This window comes from Streptomyces fragilis (assembly GCF_003112515.1).
Lineage (GTDB): Bacteria > Actinomycetota > Actinomycetes > Streptomycetales > Streptomycetaceae > Streptomyces > Streptomyces fragilis.
Map to the genome: position 1 here is coordinate 560,790 of NZ_BEVZ01000004.1, position 16,472 is coordinate 577,261.

14 protein-coding genes are annotated in these 16,472 nt (G+C 73.8%); 3 read left to right on the forward strand and 11 right to left on the reverse strand.

Annotated features, from left to right (window positions below):
• Positions 1-56: 56 nt before the first annotated feature.
• Complete coding sequence (gene dapC / locus Sfr03f_RS15785; RefSeq protein ID WP_108954528.1) at positions 57-1,154, reverse strand: succinyldiaminopimelate transaminase; 1,098 nt, start codon at positions 1,152-1,154, stop codon at positions 57-59.
• Positions 1,155-1,291: 137 nt separating this feature from the next.
• Complete coding sequence (gene fdxA / locus Sfr03f_RS15790; RefSeq protein WP_077966227.1) at positions 1,292-1,612, reverse strand: ferredoxin; 321 nt, start codon at positions 1,610-1,612, stop codon at positions 1,292-1,294.
• Positions 1,613-1,752: 140 nt separating this feature from the next.
• Between fdxA and Sfr03f_RS15795 the strand changes: the two genes are divergently transcribed.
• On the forward strand, positions 1,753-2,775 hold the full coding sequence (locus Sfr03f_RS15795) for a GNAT family N-acetyltransferase (RefSeq protein WP_108954529.1): 1,023 nt from the start codon (positions 1,753-1,755) through the stop codon (positions 2,773-2,775).
• A 17-nt stretch (positions 2,776-2,792) separates the two neighbouring features.
• Positions 2,793-3,671 (forward strand): transglutaminase-like domain-containing protein, encoded by an 879-nt coding sequence (locus Sfr03f_RS15800; protein WP_108954530.1) that lies wholly within the window; start codon positions 2,793-2,795, stop codon positions 3,669-3,671.
• Positions 3,672-3,809: 138 nt separating this feature from the next.
• Here the strand turns inward: Sfr03f_RS15800 and Sfr03f_RS15805 are convergent, their stop codons facing one another.
• The 4 genes from Sfr03f_RS15805 to Sfr03f_RS15820 form a co-directional block, all read right to left on the reverse strand.
• The gene (locus Sfr03f_RS15805) at positions 3,810-5,957 is read right to left on the reverse strand and encodes a hypothetical protein (protein WP_108954531.1); all 2,148 of its coding nucleotides are present in this window, start codon (positions 5,955-5,957) and stop codon (positions 3,810-3,812) included.
• A gap of 179 nt (positions 5,958-6,136) precedes the next feature.
• Positions 6,137-6,547, reverse strand: coding sequence for a DUF6113 family protein (locus tag Sfr03f_RS15810; protein WP_108954532.1), 411 nt, complete (start codon positions 6,545-6,547; stop codon positions 6,137-6,139).
• Positions 6,544-7,461, reverse strand: a complete 918-nt coding sequence (mshB, locus tag Sfr03f_RS15815; protein ID WP_108954533.1) for an N-acetyl-1-D-myo-inositol-2-amino-2-deoxy-alpha-D-glucopyranoside deacetylase — start codon at positions 7,459-7,461, stop codon at positions 6,544-6,546. The genes Sfr03f_RS15810 and mshB overlap by 4 nt, the downstream gene beginning before the upstream one ends.
• A 104-nt stretch (positions 7,462-7,565) precedes the next feature.
• Positions 7,566-7,760, reverse strand: coding sequence for a hypothetical protein (locus Sfr03f_RS15820; RefSeq protein ID WP_108954534.1), 195 nt, complete (start codon positions 7,758-7,760; stop codon positions 7,566-7,568).
• Between the two features lie 177 nt (positions 7,761-7,937).
• On the opposite strand from Sfr03f_RS15820, the gene Sfr03f_RS15825 reads away from it, so the two are divergent.
• Entirely contained in the window at positions 7,938-10,091 is a 2,154-nt protein-coding gene (locus tag Sfr03f_RS15825) for a prolyl oligopeptidase family serine peptidase (RefSeq protein ID WP_108954535.1), read from the forward strand.
• Positions 10,092-10,228: 137 nt separating this feature from the next.
• Here the strand turns inward: Sfr03f_RS15825 and Sfr03f_RS15830 are convergent, their stop codons facing one another.
• The 5 genes from Sfr03f_RS15830 to Sfr03f_RS15850 all read right to left on the reverse strand — a co-directional run bounded on the left by Sfr03f_RS15830 (position 10,229) and on the right by Sfr03f_RS15850 (position 16,223).
• A complete protein-coding gene (locus Sfr03f_RS15830) occupies positions 10,229-11,302 on the reverse strand; it encodes an ABC transporter ATP-binding protein (protein WP_108955008.1) in 1,074 nt (357 codons plus the stop codon).
• Between the two features lie 197 nt (positions 11,303-11,499).
• Complete coding sequence (locus Sfr03f_RS15835) at positions 11,500-12,516, reverse strand: ABC transporter ATP-binding protein (RefSeq protein WP_108954536.1); 1,017 nt, start codon at positions 12,514-12,516, stop codon at positions 11,500-11,502.
• Positions 12,517-12,523: 7 nt separating this feature from the next.
• Positions 12,524-13,552 carry an ABC transporter permease gene (locus Sfr03f_RS15840; RefSeq protein WP_108954537.1) on the reverse strand — a complete coding sequence of 343 codons (1,029 nt, stop codon included), beginning with the start codon at positions 13,550-13,552 and terminating at the stop codon, positions 12,524-12,526.
• Complete coding sequence (locus tag Sfr03f_RS15845; RefSeq protein WP_108954538.1) at positions 13,545-14,468, reverse strand: ABC transporter permease; 924 nt, start codon at positions 14,466-14,468, stop codon at positions 13,545-13,547. The genes Sfr03f_RS15840 and Sfr03f_RS15845 overlap by 8 nt, the downstream gene beginning before the upstream one ends.
• A 48-nt stretch (positions 14,469-14,516) precedes the next feature.
• Positions 14,517-16,223, reverse strand: coding sequence for a peptide ABC transporter substrate-binding protein (locus Sfr03f_RS15850; protein WP_108954539.1), 1,707 nt, complete (start codon positions 16,221-16,223; stop codon positions 14,517-14,519).
• Between the last annotated feature and the right edge of the window lie 249 nt (positions 16,224-16,472).

Genomic DNA, 16,472 nt, shown 5'->3' on the forward strand with positions numbered 1-16,472 from the left:
GACGGCAGGGCCCCCGGCGCGCACGGCGCCGGGGGCCCTCGCGTTTTCCCGGGGCGTCAGCCCAGGCGGGCCGCCGCGGCGGCCACCCGCTCGTCGGTGGCGGTGAACGCCACCCGGACGTGGCGCTCGCCGGCCGGGCCGTAGAAGTCGCCAGGGGCCACCAGGATGCCCAGCGAGGCCAGGTACGCCACGGTGTCCCAGCAGGACTCGTCGCGGGTGGCCCACAGGTACAGGCTGGCCTCGCTGTGCTCGATGCGGAAGCCGTGCCGCTCCAGCGCCCCGCGCAGCGTCTCGCGCCGGGCCGCGTACCGCTCCCGCTGCTCGGCCACGTGGGCGTCGTCGCCCAGCGCGGCCACCACGGCGGCCTGGGTGGGCATGGAGGTCATCATGCCGCCGTGCTTGCGCAGCTGCAGCAGCGGCATCAGCACCGCGGAGTCACCGAGCAGGAACGCCGCCCGGTAGCCGGCCAGGTTGGACCGCTTGGAGAGCGAGTGGACGGCCACCAGGCCCTCGTACGAGCCGCCGCAGACGTCCGGGTGGAGCACCGACACCGGGTCGGCCTCCCAGCCGAGTTCCAGGTAGCACTCGTCGGAGACGACCAGCACGCCGTGCTCGCGCGCCCAGGCGACGATCCGCCGCAGCTCCTCCTCGGGCAGCACGCGGCCGGTCGGGTTGGACGGCGAGTTCAGCCAGAGCAGCTTGAGTCCGGCCGGGTCCAGGTCGGCCACCGGGTCGTCGTAGGCGACGTGGCGGGCGCCGGCCAGCCGGGCGCCGACCTCGTAGGTGGGGTAGGCCAGCCGCGGGAAGGCCACGGTGTCGCCGGGGCCGAGCCCCAGCTGGATCGGCAGCCAGGCCACCAGTTCCTTGGAGCCCACCACCGGCAGCACCTGCCGGTGCGTCAGGTCGCGTGCGCCGAGGCGGCGCCCGGCCCAGCCGGTGATCGCGTCACGGAGCTCGGGGGTGCCCCAGACCGTCGGGTAGCCCGGCGAGTCGGCCGCAGCGGCCAGCGCCTTCTGGATCAGGTCCGGCACCGGGTCGACCGGCGTGCCGACGGAGAGGTCCACGACGCCGTCCGGGTGCCCCGCCGCCGTCGCCTTGTAGGGCTCCAGCTTGTCCCAGGGGAAGTCCGGCAGGCGGCTCAGGAGCTCGGACACGGGTTTCGCTCACTTTCCTCGTGCCGCGGCGCCCGCGGCGTGGGGGCGGAACGCCTCGGTCCCGCAGGCGACCGATGCCGGATCGCCGTACGGGACCGAGGGGGAGAGATCACGGAGGATCACTCCGACGGGTTCCGCTACTGGTTCTGCGGGGGCAGCGCGGCGACGAACGGGTGGTCGCGCTCGATCAGGCCCAGCTTGCTGGCCCCGCCGGGAGAGCCGAGCTCGTCGAAGAACTCCACATTGGCCTTGTAGTAGTCCTTCCACTCGTCCGGCGTGTCGTCCTCGTAGAAGATGGCCTCGACCGGGCAGACCGGCTCGCAGGCCCCACAGTCGACGCACTCATCCGGGTGGATGTAGAGGGAGCGCTGCCCCTCGTAGATGCAGTCGACCGGGCACTCCTCGATGCACGCCTTGTCCTTCACGTCGACACAAGGCTGCGCGATGACGTAGGTCACGCTGTCGTTCCTCCTCGATAGGGCGCTGGCGGGCCTCCGCAGGCTCCGCCGCCTGGCGCGCGGGAGCGCGGCGTCGTCGATGCCCGCCCCTAGTATCTCCACTTCGGGACCCGAACCGAACACGAGGGGTGAACCGACCCGTGGAATTCTCCACCGCAGCTCGAGCCGCGCTGCACCTTACCGGCTCTGACGTGGGCAAACGCGTCTCCGTACGGCGGCTCGCCGAAGAGGGCGGCGCGGGGGCGAAGTTCACCGACACGGTCGGCGTTCTCACATCATGGGACGACGGCGTGCTCCTGATCACCCGTCGGAACGGCGAGCGGGTGCGGATCGAGGAGTCCGCCCTCGTGGCGGGCAAGGTCGTGCCGGACGCTCCGGCGCGCCGCCGCGGTCCCGCCGCGACCTGTCCGGAGCTCTCCCGCGTCAGCGCGCGGGCGTGGCCGCCGGTGGAGAGCGAGCCGCTCGGCGAGTGGGTGCTGCGCGCCTCCTCCGGGTTCACCCGGCGCGCCAACTCGGTCCTCCCGCTGGGTGATCCGGGGCGGGACCTGGACGAGGCGCTGGAGGCCGTGCGCGCCTGGTACGCCGCACGGGGGCTGCCCGCCTACGTCCAGGCGGCGACCGGCGCCCAGGGCGCGGACGAACTGCTCTGCGCCGCGCTGGAGGACCGCGGCTGGGTCCGTGAGGTGACCGCGGAGCTGTGGATCGGCGGCCTGGCGGCCGTGGCCGACGCCGTGGACCCGGCGGGGGCCGGACGGGGGGCGCCGGCCCCGGTGGAGTTCTCCCGGCACACGAGCGAGTCCTGGCTGGCGCGTTACCGGCGCAAGGGCGTCAGCGAGGTGGCCCGCCGGGTGCTGGAGGGCGGACCGTCGGTCTGGTTCGCGACCGTCCCCGGCGCGGACGGCGAGCCGCCCGCGGCGATCGGGCGCTGCGTGGTGGACGGCCGGTGGGCCGGGTTCGCCGCCGTCGAGGTCGCTCCGGAACGGCGGCGTGAAGGGCTGGCGACCCGGGTGATGGCGGCGCTCGCCGGGAAGGCGATGGAGGAGGGCGCCTCGGCGGGCTGGCTCCAGGTGGAGACCGACAACACCGGGGCGCGGCGGCTCTACGACGCCCTGGGCTTCACCGCCCACCACGCCTACCACCACTACCGCTCCCCCGAGGCCTGAGGAGGCGACCGCACGGCATGCTGACCCCCAAACCTCCCACCCCGGCCGGGCCGGGGCAACGCGCCCGCTGGACCGCCCGGTTCGCCGCCGAGGCCCGAGCCGAGCGTCCCGACCTGGTGATGCTCTGTCTGCTGATCGGCGCGGTCGCGGACGGCTCGCTCGACGAGAGCGGCATGGACGAGGCCCAGATGGAGCTCGACCGGCTGGCCGGGCTGCTGCCCTACCGGCCGGGCGGCCCTCGCGAGTGGGCCGAGGCGGCGCGCCGGCTGCTCGGCGAGGGCGAGGGCTTCGGCGGCGGCCGGGCCGACTACCGCGACCTGCGGTCCTCGCTGCTGCACGAGGTGCTGCGGCGCAGGCGGGGTCTGCCGATCCTGCTGTCGGTGGTGTGGACCGAGGTCGCCCGCCGGGCGGGCGCCCCCGTCCACGGCGTGGCGCTGCCGGGCCACTTCGTCGTCGGCTTCGGGCCCGCGGACGATCCGGCGCGGCAGGTGCTGGCCGACCCGTTCGCGGGCGGACGGCTGCTCACCGGGCCCGACGCCGAACTGCTGGTGCTGGACGCCACGGGCGACTCCCCGGACCCGGCGGACCCCTCGGTGTGGACGCCCGCCCGGCCGCTGGAGGTGGTGCTGCGGATCCTCAACAACATCCGTGCCTGGGCGGCGGCCCGCCCCGAGCAGTCCGCGACCGCGCTGTGGGCGCTGGAGCTGTCGCTGCTGCTGCCCGCCCGGCCGGCGACCCTGCGCCACGAGTACGCCCAGCTGCTGATCGCCAGGGGCGACTTCATGGCCGGGGCGGAGGAACTCGAGGTGTACGCCGACGTGGTGGAGGCGGTGGACGAGGAACTGGCGGAGCGGGTGCGCGGCCAGGCCCGCGCGGCCCGCGCCCGCCTCAACTGACCCGGCGCCCCCTGCCCGACCGGCCCGTTCGCGACCGAACCGGCGCCCTGCCGCAGGGCTCGGCCCGTACGCGAACGGGTCCGCCCGCACGCCTCCGGGGCGGTGCGGGCGGACCCGTCGGTGCGGCAGTGCCGCGGGTCAGCTGGGGTCGGTGTCGATGACGCCGACCCGCTCGGTGGTGCTGACCAGGGCCGGACGCAGCGCTCCGATGACGTCCTCGACGGTCACCGGGGTCTTCTTGCCGGTGCCGCGGGTGATCAGCACGCCGTCGAAGGTCTCGCCGTACAGCTTCTCCAGCTCGGCCTTGTCGTAGCTCTCCACCAGCCGGCCGTCGACGGCCTGCACCCGCAGGAAGCGCCACAGCGACTTCTCCGGGCTGAAGGAGATGGTGTGCGCGGCGTCGGTCTGCACGGTCACCAGACCGGACATGGCGGGCCGGGCGAACTCCTTCATCATCCGGTCCACCTCGGCGTCCGGGACGCTGGGCTCGCGGGTGGCGACCGGCAGCTCGACGGCCCCGGCCTCGCCGGTGGCGACCTGCCGGCGGTAGGCCTCCTTGACGGCGGGGAGGGCCTTCTCGACGTCGAGCCCCTTGCCGGGCTTGCCGTGGACCGCGACGGCCTTGCCCGCCTTGAACTCGATGCCGCCCTCGGTGACCGAGCCGGCGCCGCCGGCGGCCTCCTCGAGCGCGGCGCGCAGCTTCTCGGAGTCGACCGGCAGGTTGGGCTCGATCTCGCGCTCCTGGCCGAAGAGCGAGCCGATCACCGAGACCGGGTTGTAGTCGCTCTTCGCGGCGGCGCCGACGGTGGCCCGGGTGTCGAGGTCCAGGCCGGCCCGGTCGGGCTCGAGGCTGACGGTGTCGCCCTCGACGGTGAGCTGCAGCGGCTTGTCCGCGCGGTCGCCCAGGGCCTGGTCCAGCTTCTGCGCGGCCTCGTCACGGGTGCCGCCGCCTATCTCCACGCCGAGCACGGTGGTGCCCTTGGGCACGTCGGAGTGGTTCAGCAGCAGTCCGGCGCCGTACGCCACGGCGCACAGGGCCACCAGGCCGCCGCCGAGCAGGGCCAGCTTGTTGCGCCCCTTCTTCCGCGCGGGCTGCGCCGCCGGGGCGGGCACGGGCGCCGGGGCGGGGGCCACGGGACCGCCGGGCCTGCCCGGCGGGGGCGCGGCGGGACCGCCGTGGACGCCGCCGGCCGGTCCGGCCGGACCGGAGCCCCCGGGCACCCGGGGAAGCCCGCTGGTGAGCGTGTCGCCGGAGATGGTGTCCCGGCGGGGGGCGCCCGGAGCGGCCGGGGCGCCGGTACCGCCGCTGCCGCCGGGGAAGGGCCGCTGCGGGGTGAGGACCGCGGTGTCGTCGCTCAGGCCGCCGCCGAGGTCGGGGGTGAGCGGGCCGCTGCCGGTGACGGGGCCGCCGGTGGGGCCCGTGGGGGGCTTGGGACCGGTCCCCTGCCCGGCCGGGCCGCCGCCCGGCGCCTGACCGCCGCGGGGGGCGAACGGGCCGGCGTTGAGCGCCTCGGTGACGTCGACCGAGCCGGTGCCGCCGCCGTGGCCGGGAGCCACCGGTCCGCCGGTCGCGCCGGGGAGCCCGGCGCCGTTGGTACCGCCCGGGCGCGGGGCGCCGGGGGCGCCCGACGCGCCGGAGGGACGCGGGGCGCCCGGCGGGCGCTGCCCGGTGGGCGCGCCGCCGCCGGGGCGGGGCGCGGTGGGGCGCTGCGGGAGGGCCGGGGCGCCGGCGGCGGACGTGCGGCTCTGGCCACCGGCCGCCGGGGCTCCACCCTGGCCCGGAGTTCCGCCCTGGCCCGGAGTTCCACCCTGGCCGCGGGCGCCACCCTGGCCCAAAGCACCTCCCTGGCCCGGAGCGCCGCCCTGGGAGGGCGGGCCGGGCAGCGCCGGCCGGCCCTGCGCGGCGGTCTCGGACGCGCCCTGCGGCGGGGCCGAGGGGGCCTTGCGCGGCGCGAACCAGTCGCTGGTCTTCTCCTTCGCCGGGGCGGCGGGAGAGGACGGGGAGGACGGCTTGTCGCCGGACGCGGCGGACGGGGGCACGGCACTCCCGGACGGCGCGGCGGGACCGCCCGCCTCGGGCTGGTCGCCCTGGGCGGGGGAACCGTCGCCGACCGGTGTGCGTACCACCACGGGCGGGATCGGCCGGGACCCGGGGATGTTGATCTTCACCCGGGTCGTCAGTGTGGTCTCGGTCTTACGCTCCTCGGGCCGCGACGGCTCGGAGGGGTGCGAGGATCCGCCGGGCCCGTTGGGCGTGGGGGACGGACTGTCAGTTTCACGACTCAAGGCAGGTTCTCCCGGTTGGCTCCGCCGCCCGTCACGACCTCACAGCGGGCTTCTCGGCGGCGCGCTCCACGATACTGGCCGCTTCCCGCGGGTAACCCACGGCCGAGGGCTTTCCCGCCCCGGGGGACGCCGGGACGGCAGGACGAAGCGGGACGTCTCTCCCAAGTCGGGCGGCTGACTCAGCGGTTGCGGCCACCCCCGAGGGTGGCGCAGATCATAGCGACCACCATCCCGCCGAGCAGGAACAGGTAGGGCCGCAGGCTCGCGCCGAACACGAAGTCGCCCTCGGGCCGGCTGGTGGTGAGCAGCACGACCGCGGCCAGCCACCCGACGACCGGCACCGCCGCGCCGGCCCGCGTACCCGTCAGGCGGGCGCCGCCGAGGAAGGTCCCGGCGGCCCCGGCGAGCGCCAGCAGCAGCCCGGCCGGGAAGAAGGCGCCCTGCACCAGCGCCCCGGCCACCCCGACCACGGCGCCCAGCAGGAGGAGCCCGGCGTACGCGGCGGTCCGGCCGGCCGACGGCATCCGCAGCGGCTGGGCCAGCAGGCTCCCGGCGGGCCGCTGCCCGGGGTCCTTGAAGTTCGCGCTCATGCGGCGCCTCCCTCGGTCGCGGCGGGCGCCGGGGTGATGCCGGCGAACAGGTCGGTCTCGACGCCCGGTCCGCCCGGCCGGCCCTTCACCAACTGGTAGTGCTCCACCGCGAACAGCGGCTGGGCCTGGTCGTTGGAGAGCGCGAACCAGGGGCCGTGGACGGCGATCTGGGTGGCGTGGGCGGTCATCGCGGCGGCCTTGGCGGCGGCGTACGCGGTGCCCTCGGCGTCGAGCCGGGCAGTCACCAGGGACGGGTCGTCCACGATGCCGGGCAGGTCGTCCACGGCGGCTGCCGCGGCGAACGGGAGACCGGGCAGCGCCTCGCGCAGGCGGGCGAAGGCCTCCTCGGCGACCGCGCGGGGCATCCGGGTCCAGTAGATCTTGGGGATGTCCCAGGCCTCGCCGAGGTCGGGGCGCAGGCCCGGGTCGGCGGCCAGTTCGGCCGCGCGCATGGCGACGCGGTGGGCCTGGACGTGGTCGGGGTGGCCGTAGCCGCCGTTCGGGTCGTAGGTGACCAGGACCTGGGGGCGAACCTCGCGGATCACGGCGACCAGGTGCTCGGCGGCCTCGTCGACGGGGGCTCCCCAGAAGGCGCCCGGCGCGTCGTTGTCGGGCAGGCCCATCATCCCGGAGTCGCCGTAGCGGCCAGCCCCGCCGAGCAGCCGGACGTCGTGGACGCCCAGTTCGCGCATGGCGGCGGCCAGTTCCTGGCGGCGGTGCGCGCCCAGGGCGGCGCCGGACAGGTGCGCCAGCTCGGGCGGGATCACCTCGCCGAGCTCGCCCAGCGTGCACGTCACCAGGGTGACCCCGGCGCCCTCGGCCGCGTAGCGGGCCATCGTGGCGCCGTTGTTGATCGACTCGTCGTCCGGGTGCGCGTGCACCAGCAGCAGGCGGCGAGCGGGCGTTTCCGTCATGGGGCCAGCTTAGGCGCGGGCCCGCCGCCCGGCGGAACACCCCGGGGCACCGCCTGGTGTACGCCGCCGTCCTGGGGGTATCCGGGACGGTGGAGGACGCCGGGTCAGAACTTGAAGCTGCCGATCATGCCGGCGATGTTGTTCGTCAGCTCGTTGATCGTGGGGGCCACCGACGACGCGGCGAGATAGAACCCGAGCAGCATGCAGACGATCGCATGCCCCGCCTTCAGCCCCGACTTCTTGATCAGCAGGAAGACGACGATCGCCAGCAGCACCACCACCGAGATCGAGAGTGCCACGGCGGTTCACCTCCAAAGCTCCCGAGGACACAGGCAGTCGGACCGAAGGGGCGACAAATCCTTCGCGCAGCCAGCAGGTTGATACCCACCGGACGGCAGTGATCATAACTATTCGGGGCAACGCATCGGTCGGCGCACAGCCGCACAAGGGGGGCGCATGGCCAATATGGTCGGGTCATGCAGACGGACACCGAATCCTTCCCCCGGCGGTACGCCCGCACCCAGCGATTCACCCTCGGAGCGCCCCGCGCGTTCACCGTCGCGCCTGACGGCTCACGGGTCGTCTTCCTGCGCTCGCGTTCCGGCACCGACCGGGCGGGCGCCCTGTGGGTGCTGGACCTGCGGCCCGGTCAGGAGCCGGCGGAACGGCTCGTGGCGGACCCGGTCGCCCTGCTCGGCGGCGGCGAGGAGGACCTCTCCCCGCAGGAGCGGGCCCGGCGTGAACGGAGCCGCGAGGGCGGCGCCGGCATCGTCTCCCACGCCACCGACGCCGCCGCTGATTTGGCATGTTTTGCCTTGTCAGGGCGGCTTTTCTGCGCTGCGACGGCGGACGGGGCGGTGCGCGAACTGCGGGTCCCCGGGCCGGTGACCGACCCTCGCCCCTCCCCCGACGGACGTCTCGTCGCCTATGCCGCGGGCGGCGCGCTCAGGGTCGTCGGAGCGGACGGCGAGGGGGACAGGGCCCTGGCGGAACCGGAGTCCGGGACGGTCGCGTACGGGCTCGCCGAGTTCGTCGCGGCGGAGGAGATGGGACGCGACCGGGGCTTCTGGTGGTCCCCGGGATCGGACCGGCTGCTGGTCGCCCGGTACGACGACGCGCCGGTCCGGCGGTGGTGGATCGCCGATCCCGCGAACCCCGGCAGCGAACCGCGGGCGCACGCGTACCCCGCGGCCGGAACCCCCAACGCGGACGTACAGCTGTTCGCCCTGGGTCTCGACGGCAGTCGCGCGGAGGTCGTCTGGGACCGCGAGGCGTTCCCGTACCTGGCGCGAGTGCACTGGTCAGCGGCCGGTTCGCCGCTGATCCTGGTGCAGAGCCGGGACCAGCGCACGCAGCTCACGCTCGCCGTCGACCCGGACACCGGGGCCACCCGCACGGTGCTCCGCGAGAAAGATCCAACATGGCTTGAATTGTTCGCCGCCACGCCCTGCTGGAGTCCCGGCGGGGAGCTGGTGCGGATCACCGACGAGAGCGGGGCGCGGGCCCTGGCGGTGGGCGACCGCACCCTCACCGACGCACGGCTGCACCTGCGGGCGGTGCTGGACGTCGGCGAGGACGACGTCCTGGTGTCCGCCTCCGCGGGCGAGGGGGCGCGCGAGGCGGAACTCGGCGAGGTGCACGTCCACCGGGTCACCGCCGACGGGGTCGAGCGGGTGTCGCGGGAGCCCGGCGTCCACACGGCGGTGCGCTCGGGCGGGGTGACGGTCCTGGTGTCCTCCGTGCTCGACCGGCCCGGGGCGGTGGCGCGGGTGCTGCGCGACGGGGAGGAGGTCGCGCGGATCGCCTCGCACGCCGCGGACCCCGGCCTGACCCCGAGGATCTCCCTGACCGAGGCGGGCGCCCGGCGCATTCCGTGCGCTGTGCTGTTGCCCGCGCACCACCGCGCCGGCGACCTCCTGCCCGTCCTGATGGACCCGTACGGCGGACCGCACGGGCAGCGCGTGTACGCCGCCCACAACGCCCACTTGACCTCGCAGTGGCTCGCCGACCAGGGGTTCGCGGTGATCGTCGCCGACGGGCGGGGAACGCCGGGGCGCTCGCCCGCCTGGGAGAAGGCCGTAGCGGGTGACCTGACGCTCGCCCTGGAGGACCAGATCGACGCCCTCCACGACCTCGCCGAGCGGTATCCGCTGGACCTCACGCGGGTCGCGATCCGGGGCTGGTCGTTCGGCGGGTACCTCGCCGCGCTGGCGGTGCTGCGGCGGCCGGACGTCTTCGCCGCGGGGGTCGCGGGGGCGCCGGTCAGCGACCTGCGGCTCTACGACACCCACTACACCGAGCGCTACCTCGGGGATCCGGCGGTCGACGGGGACGCCTACGCGGCGAGTTCGCTGGTGACGGACGAAGGGCTCTCCGGGGCGGCGGAGACCGTGCGGCCGTTGATGGTGATCCACGGGCTGGCGGACGACAACGTGGTGGTCGCGCACTCGCTGCGGTTGTCCTCCGCGTTGCTGGCGGCGGGGCGGCCGCACGAGGTCCTGCCGTTGTCGGGGGTGACGCACATGACGCCGCAGGAGCGGGTGGCGGAGAACCTGCTCCTGCTGCAGGTGGACTTCCTGCGGCGGTCCCTGGGCCTGACGCCGCCGAGGGGCGGTTCCGCGGTGGGGTGAGGCCGGGGCACGGCGCCCGGGGGCCCGGGCCGGGGTCTTGGGAGGCCCCGGCCCGGTTCACGGCACCCGCACGGCCGTACGGTACGGAGTCTTCCCCGTCCGTGTGGCGGGGGCGGGTCCGCGCAGTTGCCGTGCTGTTAAGGCTGGACGGCGGGGTCGTCGGGCGGCACGACCCGCTTCTCCTCCGCGAAGTGACAGGCCGACGGATGGGCGGCCGGGCCCCCCTCGCCGCGGAACGCCTCCGGGACGGCGAGCAGCGGGACCTCGTCCGCGCACCGCTGCCGCGCCTTCCAGCAGCGGGTGCGGAAGCGGCAGCCGGAGGGGATGTTCGTCGGCGAGGGCACGTCCCCGGTGAGGATGATCCGCTCCCGGCGGTCGCGGGCCTGCGGGTCGGGGACGGGGACGGCGGAGAGCAGGGCCTGCGTGTAGGGGTGCGTGGGGTGGTCGTAGATCTGGCCGTCGGTGCCGATCTCCATGATGCGGCCGAGGTACATCACCCCCACGCGGTCCGAGATGTGCCGCACGACGGACAGGTCGTGCGCGATGAAGACGTAGGCGAGGCCGAACTCGTCCTGGAGCCGCTCCAGCAGGTTGACCACCTGCGCCTGGACCGAGACGTCCAGCGCGGAGACCGGTTCGTCGGCGACGATGATCTCGGGGCGCAGCGCCAGGCCCCGCGCGATGCCGATGCGCTGGCGCTGCCCGCCGGAGAACTGGTGCGGGTAGCGGTTGATGTGCTCGGGGTTGAGGCCCACCACCTCCAGCAGCCCCTGCACGCGCCGCCGCCGGTCGCCCTTCGGTGCGACCTCGGGATGGATGTCGTAGGGCTCGCCGACGATGTCGCCGACCGTCATCCGGGGGTTGAGCGAGGTGTAGGGGTCCTGGAACACCATCTGGATGTTGCGGCGGACGGCCTTCAGCGCGCGCCCGGACAGCCGGGTGACGTCCTCGCCCTTGTAGCGGATCGCCCCCGCGGTGGGGCGTTCGAGGTTGACCAGCATCCGCGCCACCGTGGACTTGCCGCAGCCGGACTCCCCGACGATGCCGAGGGTCTCGCCGCGGCCGAGGGCGAAGTCGACGCCGTCGACCGCCTTCACCGCGCCGGTCTGCTTGCGGAAGAGGATGCCCCGGGTGAGCGGGTAGTGCTTGACGAGCCCCTCGACCTCGAGGATCGGCTCGGTCGTCGTCTCCGTGCCGGGCACGGGCGCCATGGTGGCCATCGGTTCTCCTGGCGGTCGGTTCGGCCGGCGGGGGCGGTCGGGCGGCGGATCCCCACCGGTGAGGCGGCGGGTGGAGGCGGGGACGGGAACGGGCGGGTGGCGGACTCCCACCGGCGAGGCGGCGGGCAGGCGCGGGGACTGGGACGGGCGACGAGGCGGGGCGCGGGCGGCGAGGCAGGGGCGGGCGGTCAGCGGGACCCGGTGCCCTCCAGGCAGTCGCGCCAGAAGTGGCAGGCGCTGCCCCGCCCCTCCCCCGTGGCGAGCCCTGCGGCGCCGCCGGGTTCCACCGCGTACAGCGGGGGCACGTCGGTGCGGCAGACGTCCTGGGCCATCGGGCAGCGCGGGTGGAAGGGACAGCCGGGCGGGACGGCGGTGAGGCTGGGCGGCAGGCCCTTGATCGCGTACAGCTCGCGGCCCTTGTGGTCCAGGCGCGGGATGGAGTCCAGCAGGCCCCGGGTGTACGGGTGGGCGGGCGCCTTGTAGAGGTCGTGCACCGGGGCCGTCTCGACGATCCGCCCGGCGTACATCACGGCGATCCTGTCGGCGACGTCGGCGACCACGCCGAGGTCGTGGGTGATCAGGATCAGGCCCATCCGGTACTCGCGCTGCAGCTCGGCGAGCAGGTCCATGACCTGCGCCTGGACCGTCACGTCCAGCGCGGTGGTGGGTTCGTCGGCGATGATCAGCGCCGGGCGCAGGGCCAGCGCCATGGCGATCATGATGCGCTGGCGCATGCCGCCGGAGAACTGGTGCGGGTAGTCGCGCACCCGCTGGGCGGCGGCCGGGATGCGGACCCGGTCCATCAGCTCGACCGCCCTGGCGCGGGCGTCCTTCTTCGACATGCCGCGGTGGACGACGAACATCTCGCCCAGCTGGTCCCCCACGGTGAGCACCGGGTTGAGGGAGGAGAGCGCGTCCTGGAAGATCATCGCCATCTCCGCGCCGCGGATGCCGCGCCGTTCCTCCTCCTTCAGGCGCAGCAGGTCGCGCCCCTGGAAGAGGATCTCGCCGCCGGTGATCCGGCCGGGCGGCACGTCGAGGATGCCCATGATCGCCTGGGCGGTGACGGACTTGCCGGAGCCGGACTCGCCGAGCACGGCGAGCGTCTCCCCTTCGGCGACCTCGTAGCTGACCCCGTTGACCGCCTTCGCGACGCCTTCCCGGGTGGTGAACTCCACGCGCAGGTCGCGGACCTCGAGCAGCATGGGCGGCTCACCTCAGCTTCGGGTCGAGGGCGTCGCGGACCGCGTCGCCGAGCATGATGAACGCCAGCACCGTGATCGCCAGCGCGCCGGCCGGCCAGAGCAGCATGTGCGGGGCGTTGCGGATGTACGGGGAGGCGGAGGAGATGTCGATGCCCCAGCTGACCGTGGGCGGTCTGAGGCCGACGCCCAGGAAGGACAGTGTGGCCTCCAGGGCGATGTAGGTGCCCAGCGCGATGGTGGCGACCACGATCACCGGGGCGACGGCGTTGGGCGCGATGTGCCGCAGCAGCATCCGGGGGCTGGACGCGCCGAGCGCGCGGGCGGCCTGCACGTAGTCGTGCTGCCGGGCGGTGATGACCGAGCCGCGGGCGATGCGGGAGATCTGCGGCCAGCCCAGCAGCACCATGAAGCCGATCACCGGCCAGACGGTGTTGCTGGTGACCACCGACAGCAGCACCAGGCCGCCCAGCACCACCGGGATGGCGAAGAAGACGTCGGTGAGCCGGGAGAGCAGGGCGTCCCAGATGCCGCTGAAGAACCCGGCCAGCCCGCCCAGGACGCTGCCGAGGAGGGCGACGCCGAGGGTGGCACAGACGCCGACGGTCACCGAGGTGCGGGCGCCGTACACGGTGCGGGTGTACACGTCGCAGCCCTGGGCGTTGAAGCCGAAGGGGTGGCCGGGCTGGGAGCCCTGCTGGGCCTTCGCCAGGTCGCAGTCGAGGGGGTCGCCCGAGGTCAGCAGGGTGGGCCAGACCGAGATGAGGACCAGGAAGAGGATCAGCAACGCGGAGACGACGAAGACCGGGTTGCGGCGCAGGTCGCGCCAGGCGTCCGACCACAGGGACCGGGGCCGGCCGGCCGGCTCGGCGCCGTCGTGCTCGGGGTCGCGCTCCAGCGTCCGGCCCTCGTCGGCCGCCAGGTCCATGGAGCCGCCGAAGCCCGTCCCGGCGACCGCCCCGTCCTCGGGGCCGGCGCCGTCGTCGGAGCGTCCGCCGTCCAGCTCGCCGGGGTCGGTGTTCGGCCGGGGCTCAGGCATAGCGGATCCTCGGGTCGAGAACGGCGTACAGGAGGTCGACGATCAGGTTCGCCGCGAGGAAGACCAGCACCAGCACCGTCACGAAGCCGACCACGGTCTGGGTGTTCTGCCGGAGGATGCCCTGGTAGAGCTGGTAGCCGACGCCGTGGATGTTGAAGATCCGCTCGGTGACGATGGCGCCGCCCATGAGCGCGCCGACGTCGGTGCCGATGAAGGTGACCACGGGGATCAGCGAGTTGCGCAGCAGGTGCCGGGAGACCACCCGGCGGCGCGGGAGCCCTTTGGCGACGGCCGTGCGGACGTAGTCGGAGCGGCGGTTCTCGGCGATGGAGGTCCGGGTCAGCCGGGTGACGTAGGCCAGCGACACCGAGGCCAGCACCAGGCCGGGGACGATCAGCTCGCCGAAGGTGGCGTCGGAGGAGACCGACGGGTTGATCCAGCCCCACTTCACGCCCAGCAGCAGCTGGAGCAGCAGGCCCGTGACGAAGGTGGGGACGGAGATCACGACCAGGGTGGCGACCAGCACGCCGGTGTCGACCGGGCGGCCGCGGCGCATCCCGGTGACCACGCCGAGGACGATGCCGATGACGATCTCGAAGACGATGGCCACCAGGGTCAGCCGGATGGTCACCGGGAAGGCGGTGGCCATCAGTTCGGTGACCTTCTGGCCGTTGAAGGCCGTGCCGAAGTCGCCGGTGAGCACGTTGCCCATGTAGGTGAGGTACTGCTTCCAGACGGGCTGGTCGAGGCCGAACTCCGCCTTGAGGCGGGCCGCCGTCGCCGGGTCGCAGGCGCGCTCGCCGCAGAGCCCGGCGATCGGGTCTCCCATGACGTTGACCATCAGGAAGATCAGCAGCGTCGCCCCCACGAACACGGGGATCATCTGGAGCAGACGCCGGATCACGTAGCGTCCCATGGTGCCTCCCGGCCTCGGGGTGGGGCCGAACCCACGGCGGGTTCCGGCTCAGCCGACCTTGATCCGGTCGTACACCGGGACGCTGAAGGGGTTCAGGGTGACGTCGGAGAGCCGCTCCGAGTAGCCGGCGGAGCCGTTCTGGTACCAGAGCGGGATGGCGGCCATCTCGTCGCGGACCACCTCCTCGGCCTTGACGAAGGTGTCCACGGCCTTGGTGGTGTCGGACTCGGCGTTGGCCTGGTCGACCAGGTCGTCGAACTCCTGGTTGGACCACTTGCCGTCGTTGGAGGAGGCGTTGGTGTAGTAGAGCGGCTGGAGGAAGTTCTGGATCAGCGGGTAGTCCATCTGCCAGCCGGCCCGGAAGGGGCCGGGCATCTTCTCGTCGCCGATCTGGTTGCGGTAGTCGGCGAAGGTGCCCACCGGGTTGGGGACGCAGGCCTTCCCCTGGCCCAGGGCGCGGTTGATGCTGTTGCAGACCGCCTCGACCCAGTCCCGGTGCGAGCCGGTGTCCGCGTTGAAGGTGATCTTGACCTGGCCGCCGGGCAGGCCGCCGCCCTCCTGGATGAGCTTCTTGGCGTCGCTCGGCCTGTACTCGCAGCCGTCCCCGCAGAGCCCCTCGCGGAAGCCGCCGTCCTCGCCGAGGACCGGGGAGGTCCAGTCGGTGGCCGGGGTGCGGGTCTTCTGGAAGATGGTCTCGGTGATCTGCTTGCGGTCGATCGCCATGGACAGCCCCTTGCGGACCTTCTCCATGCCCGGCTTGTTCCACGCCTTGTCGTAGAAGGGGAAGGCCAGCGTCTGCAGGATGCCGGCGGGGGTGTTGATGTACCGGTCGCCCAGGTCGTTCGGGGCGTTCTTCAGCTGGCTGGCCGGGATGTCGTCGACCAGGTCCAGGTTGCCGGACATCAGGTCGTTGTAGGCGGTGGCGTTGTCCGTGTAGACCTTGAGGTCCACCCCGCCGTTCTGCGCCTTGTCGGGGCCGTTGTAGCCGTCCCACTTCCGCAGCGACATCTGCGAGCCCTTGGCGTAGGAGTCGACCTGGTACGGGCCGTTGCCGACCGGCTTGGCGACCCAGGCGTCGTGGTCGTCGAAGAAGGCGCGCGGCAGCGGGGCGTAGGCGTTGTAGCCCAGGGTGTCCGGGAAGGTGGAGAACTTCTGGGACAGCTTGACGGTGAAGGTCCGGTCGTCGACGGTCTTCAGGCCGGAGAGGGTGTCGGCGCTCTGCGAGCCGCTCTCCGGGTGGGTCTTGTCGTAGCCGTCGATGTACTGGAAGAAGTAGGCGTTCTTCTGGTTGTTCTTCAGGCTGGCGCCGTAGTTCCACGCGTCCACGAACGAGCGGGCGGTGACCGGCTCGCCGTTGCTGAACTTCCAGCCGTCCTTGACCGTGATGCGGAAGTTCTGCGAGTCGGAGGTCTCGATCTTCTCGGCGAGCATGTCCTGGGCCGCGCCGGTCTTCGGGTCGTACTTCTTCAGGTTCCTGAAGATCATGTCGAGGACCTTGCCGCCCTGCACCTCGTTGGTGTTGGCCGGCTCCAGCGGGTTCTGCGGGTCGCCCCAGGACGAGCTGAGCACCGCGCCCTCGTCCCCGCCTCCGCCTCCGCCGCCACAGGCCGCGGCGAGCAGCACCACCGCGGTGGCGCCCGCGGCGGCGGCCGTGCGGGTCGCGGTGCGGGTCACGGTGCGGGGCGCGGTGCGCGCGCCCGTCACGACGCGCGGGCGCCTCGCGTCCGCCGCGCCCCCGTCTCGTCCTCGGCGCATGGCGTGCCTCCCTCTCCCTTGGCCGGGCCTGACCGGTCCCGTGTCGGGGTCCGGCCGGTCGGTGACCGGTCACCGACGGATCGCCGGCCGGTCGCCGACCGATCACCGACCGATCGCCGACCGATTCATCCGGTGAACGATGCATATCGCCGTTGACGTTCCGGTTCACCCGATGTCCACCCGTACGGGTGAGGAGGTCGCCCGGCCGGGCGAGGGAAGGACGAAGGGCCGGCAGGGGCGTGATGCCCC

Coding starts and splice junctions, on each gene's coding strand:
- Sfr03f_RS15825 (WP_108954535.1), top strand. CDS start 7,938: ATGCAGACGGACACCGAATCCTTCCCCCGGCGGTACGCCCGCACCCAG.
- mshB (WP_108954533.1), bottom strand. CDS start 7,461: ATGACGGAAACGCCCGCTCGCCGCCTGCTGCTGGTGCACGCGCACCCG.
- Sfr03f_RS15800 (WP_108954530.1), top strand. CDS start 2,793: ATGCTGACCCCCAAACCTCCCACCCCGGCCGGGCCGGGGCAACGCGCC.
- Sfr03f_RS15850 (WP_108954539.1), bottom strand. CDS start 16,223: ATGCGCCGAGGACGAGACGGGGGCGCGGCGGACGCGAGGCGCCCGCGC.
- Sfr03f_RS15810 (WP_108954532.1), bottom strand. CDS start 6,547: ATGAGCGCGAACTTCAAGGACCCCGGGCAGCGGCCCGCCGGGAGCCTG.
- Sfr03f_RS15840 (WP_108954537.1), bottom strand. CDS start 13,552: ATGCCTGAGCCCCGGCCGAACACCGACCCCGGCGAGCTGGACGGCGGA.
- Sfr03f_RS15835 (WP_108954536.1), bottom strand. CDS start 12,516: ATGCTGCTCGAGGTCCGCGACCTGCGCGTGGAGTTCACCACCCGGGAA.
- Sfr03f_RS15830 (WP_108955008.1), bottom strand. CDS start 11,302: ATGGCGCCCGTGCCCGGCACGGAGACGACGACCGAGCCGATCCTCGAG.
- Sfr03f_RS15845 (WP_108954538.1), bottom strand. CDS start 14,468: ATGGGACGCTACGTGATCCGGCGTCTGCTCCAGATGATCCCCGTGTTC.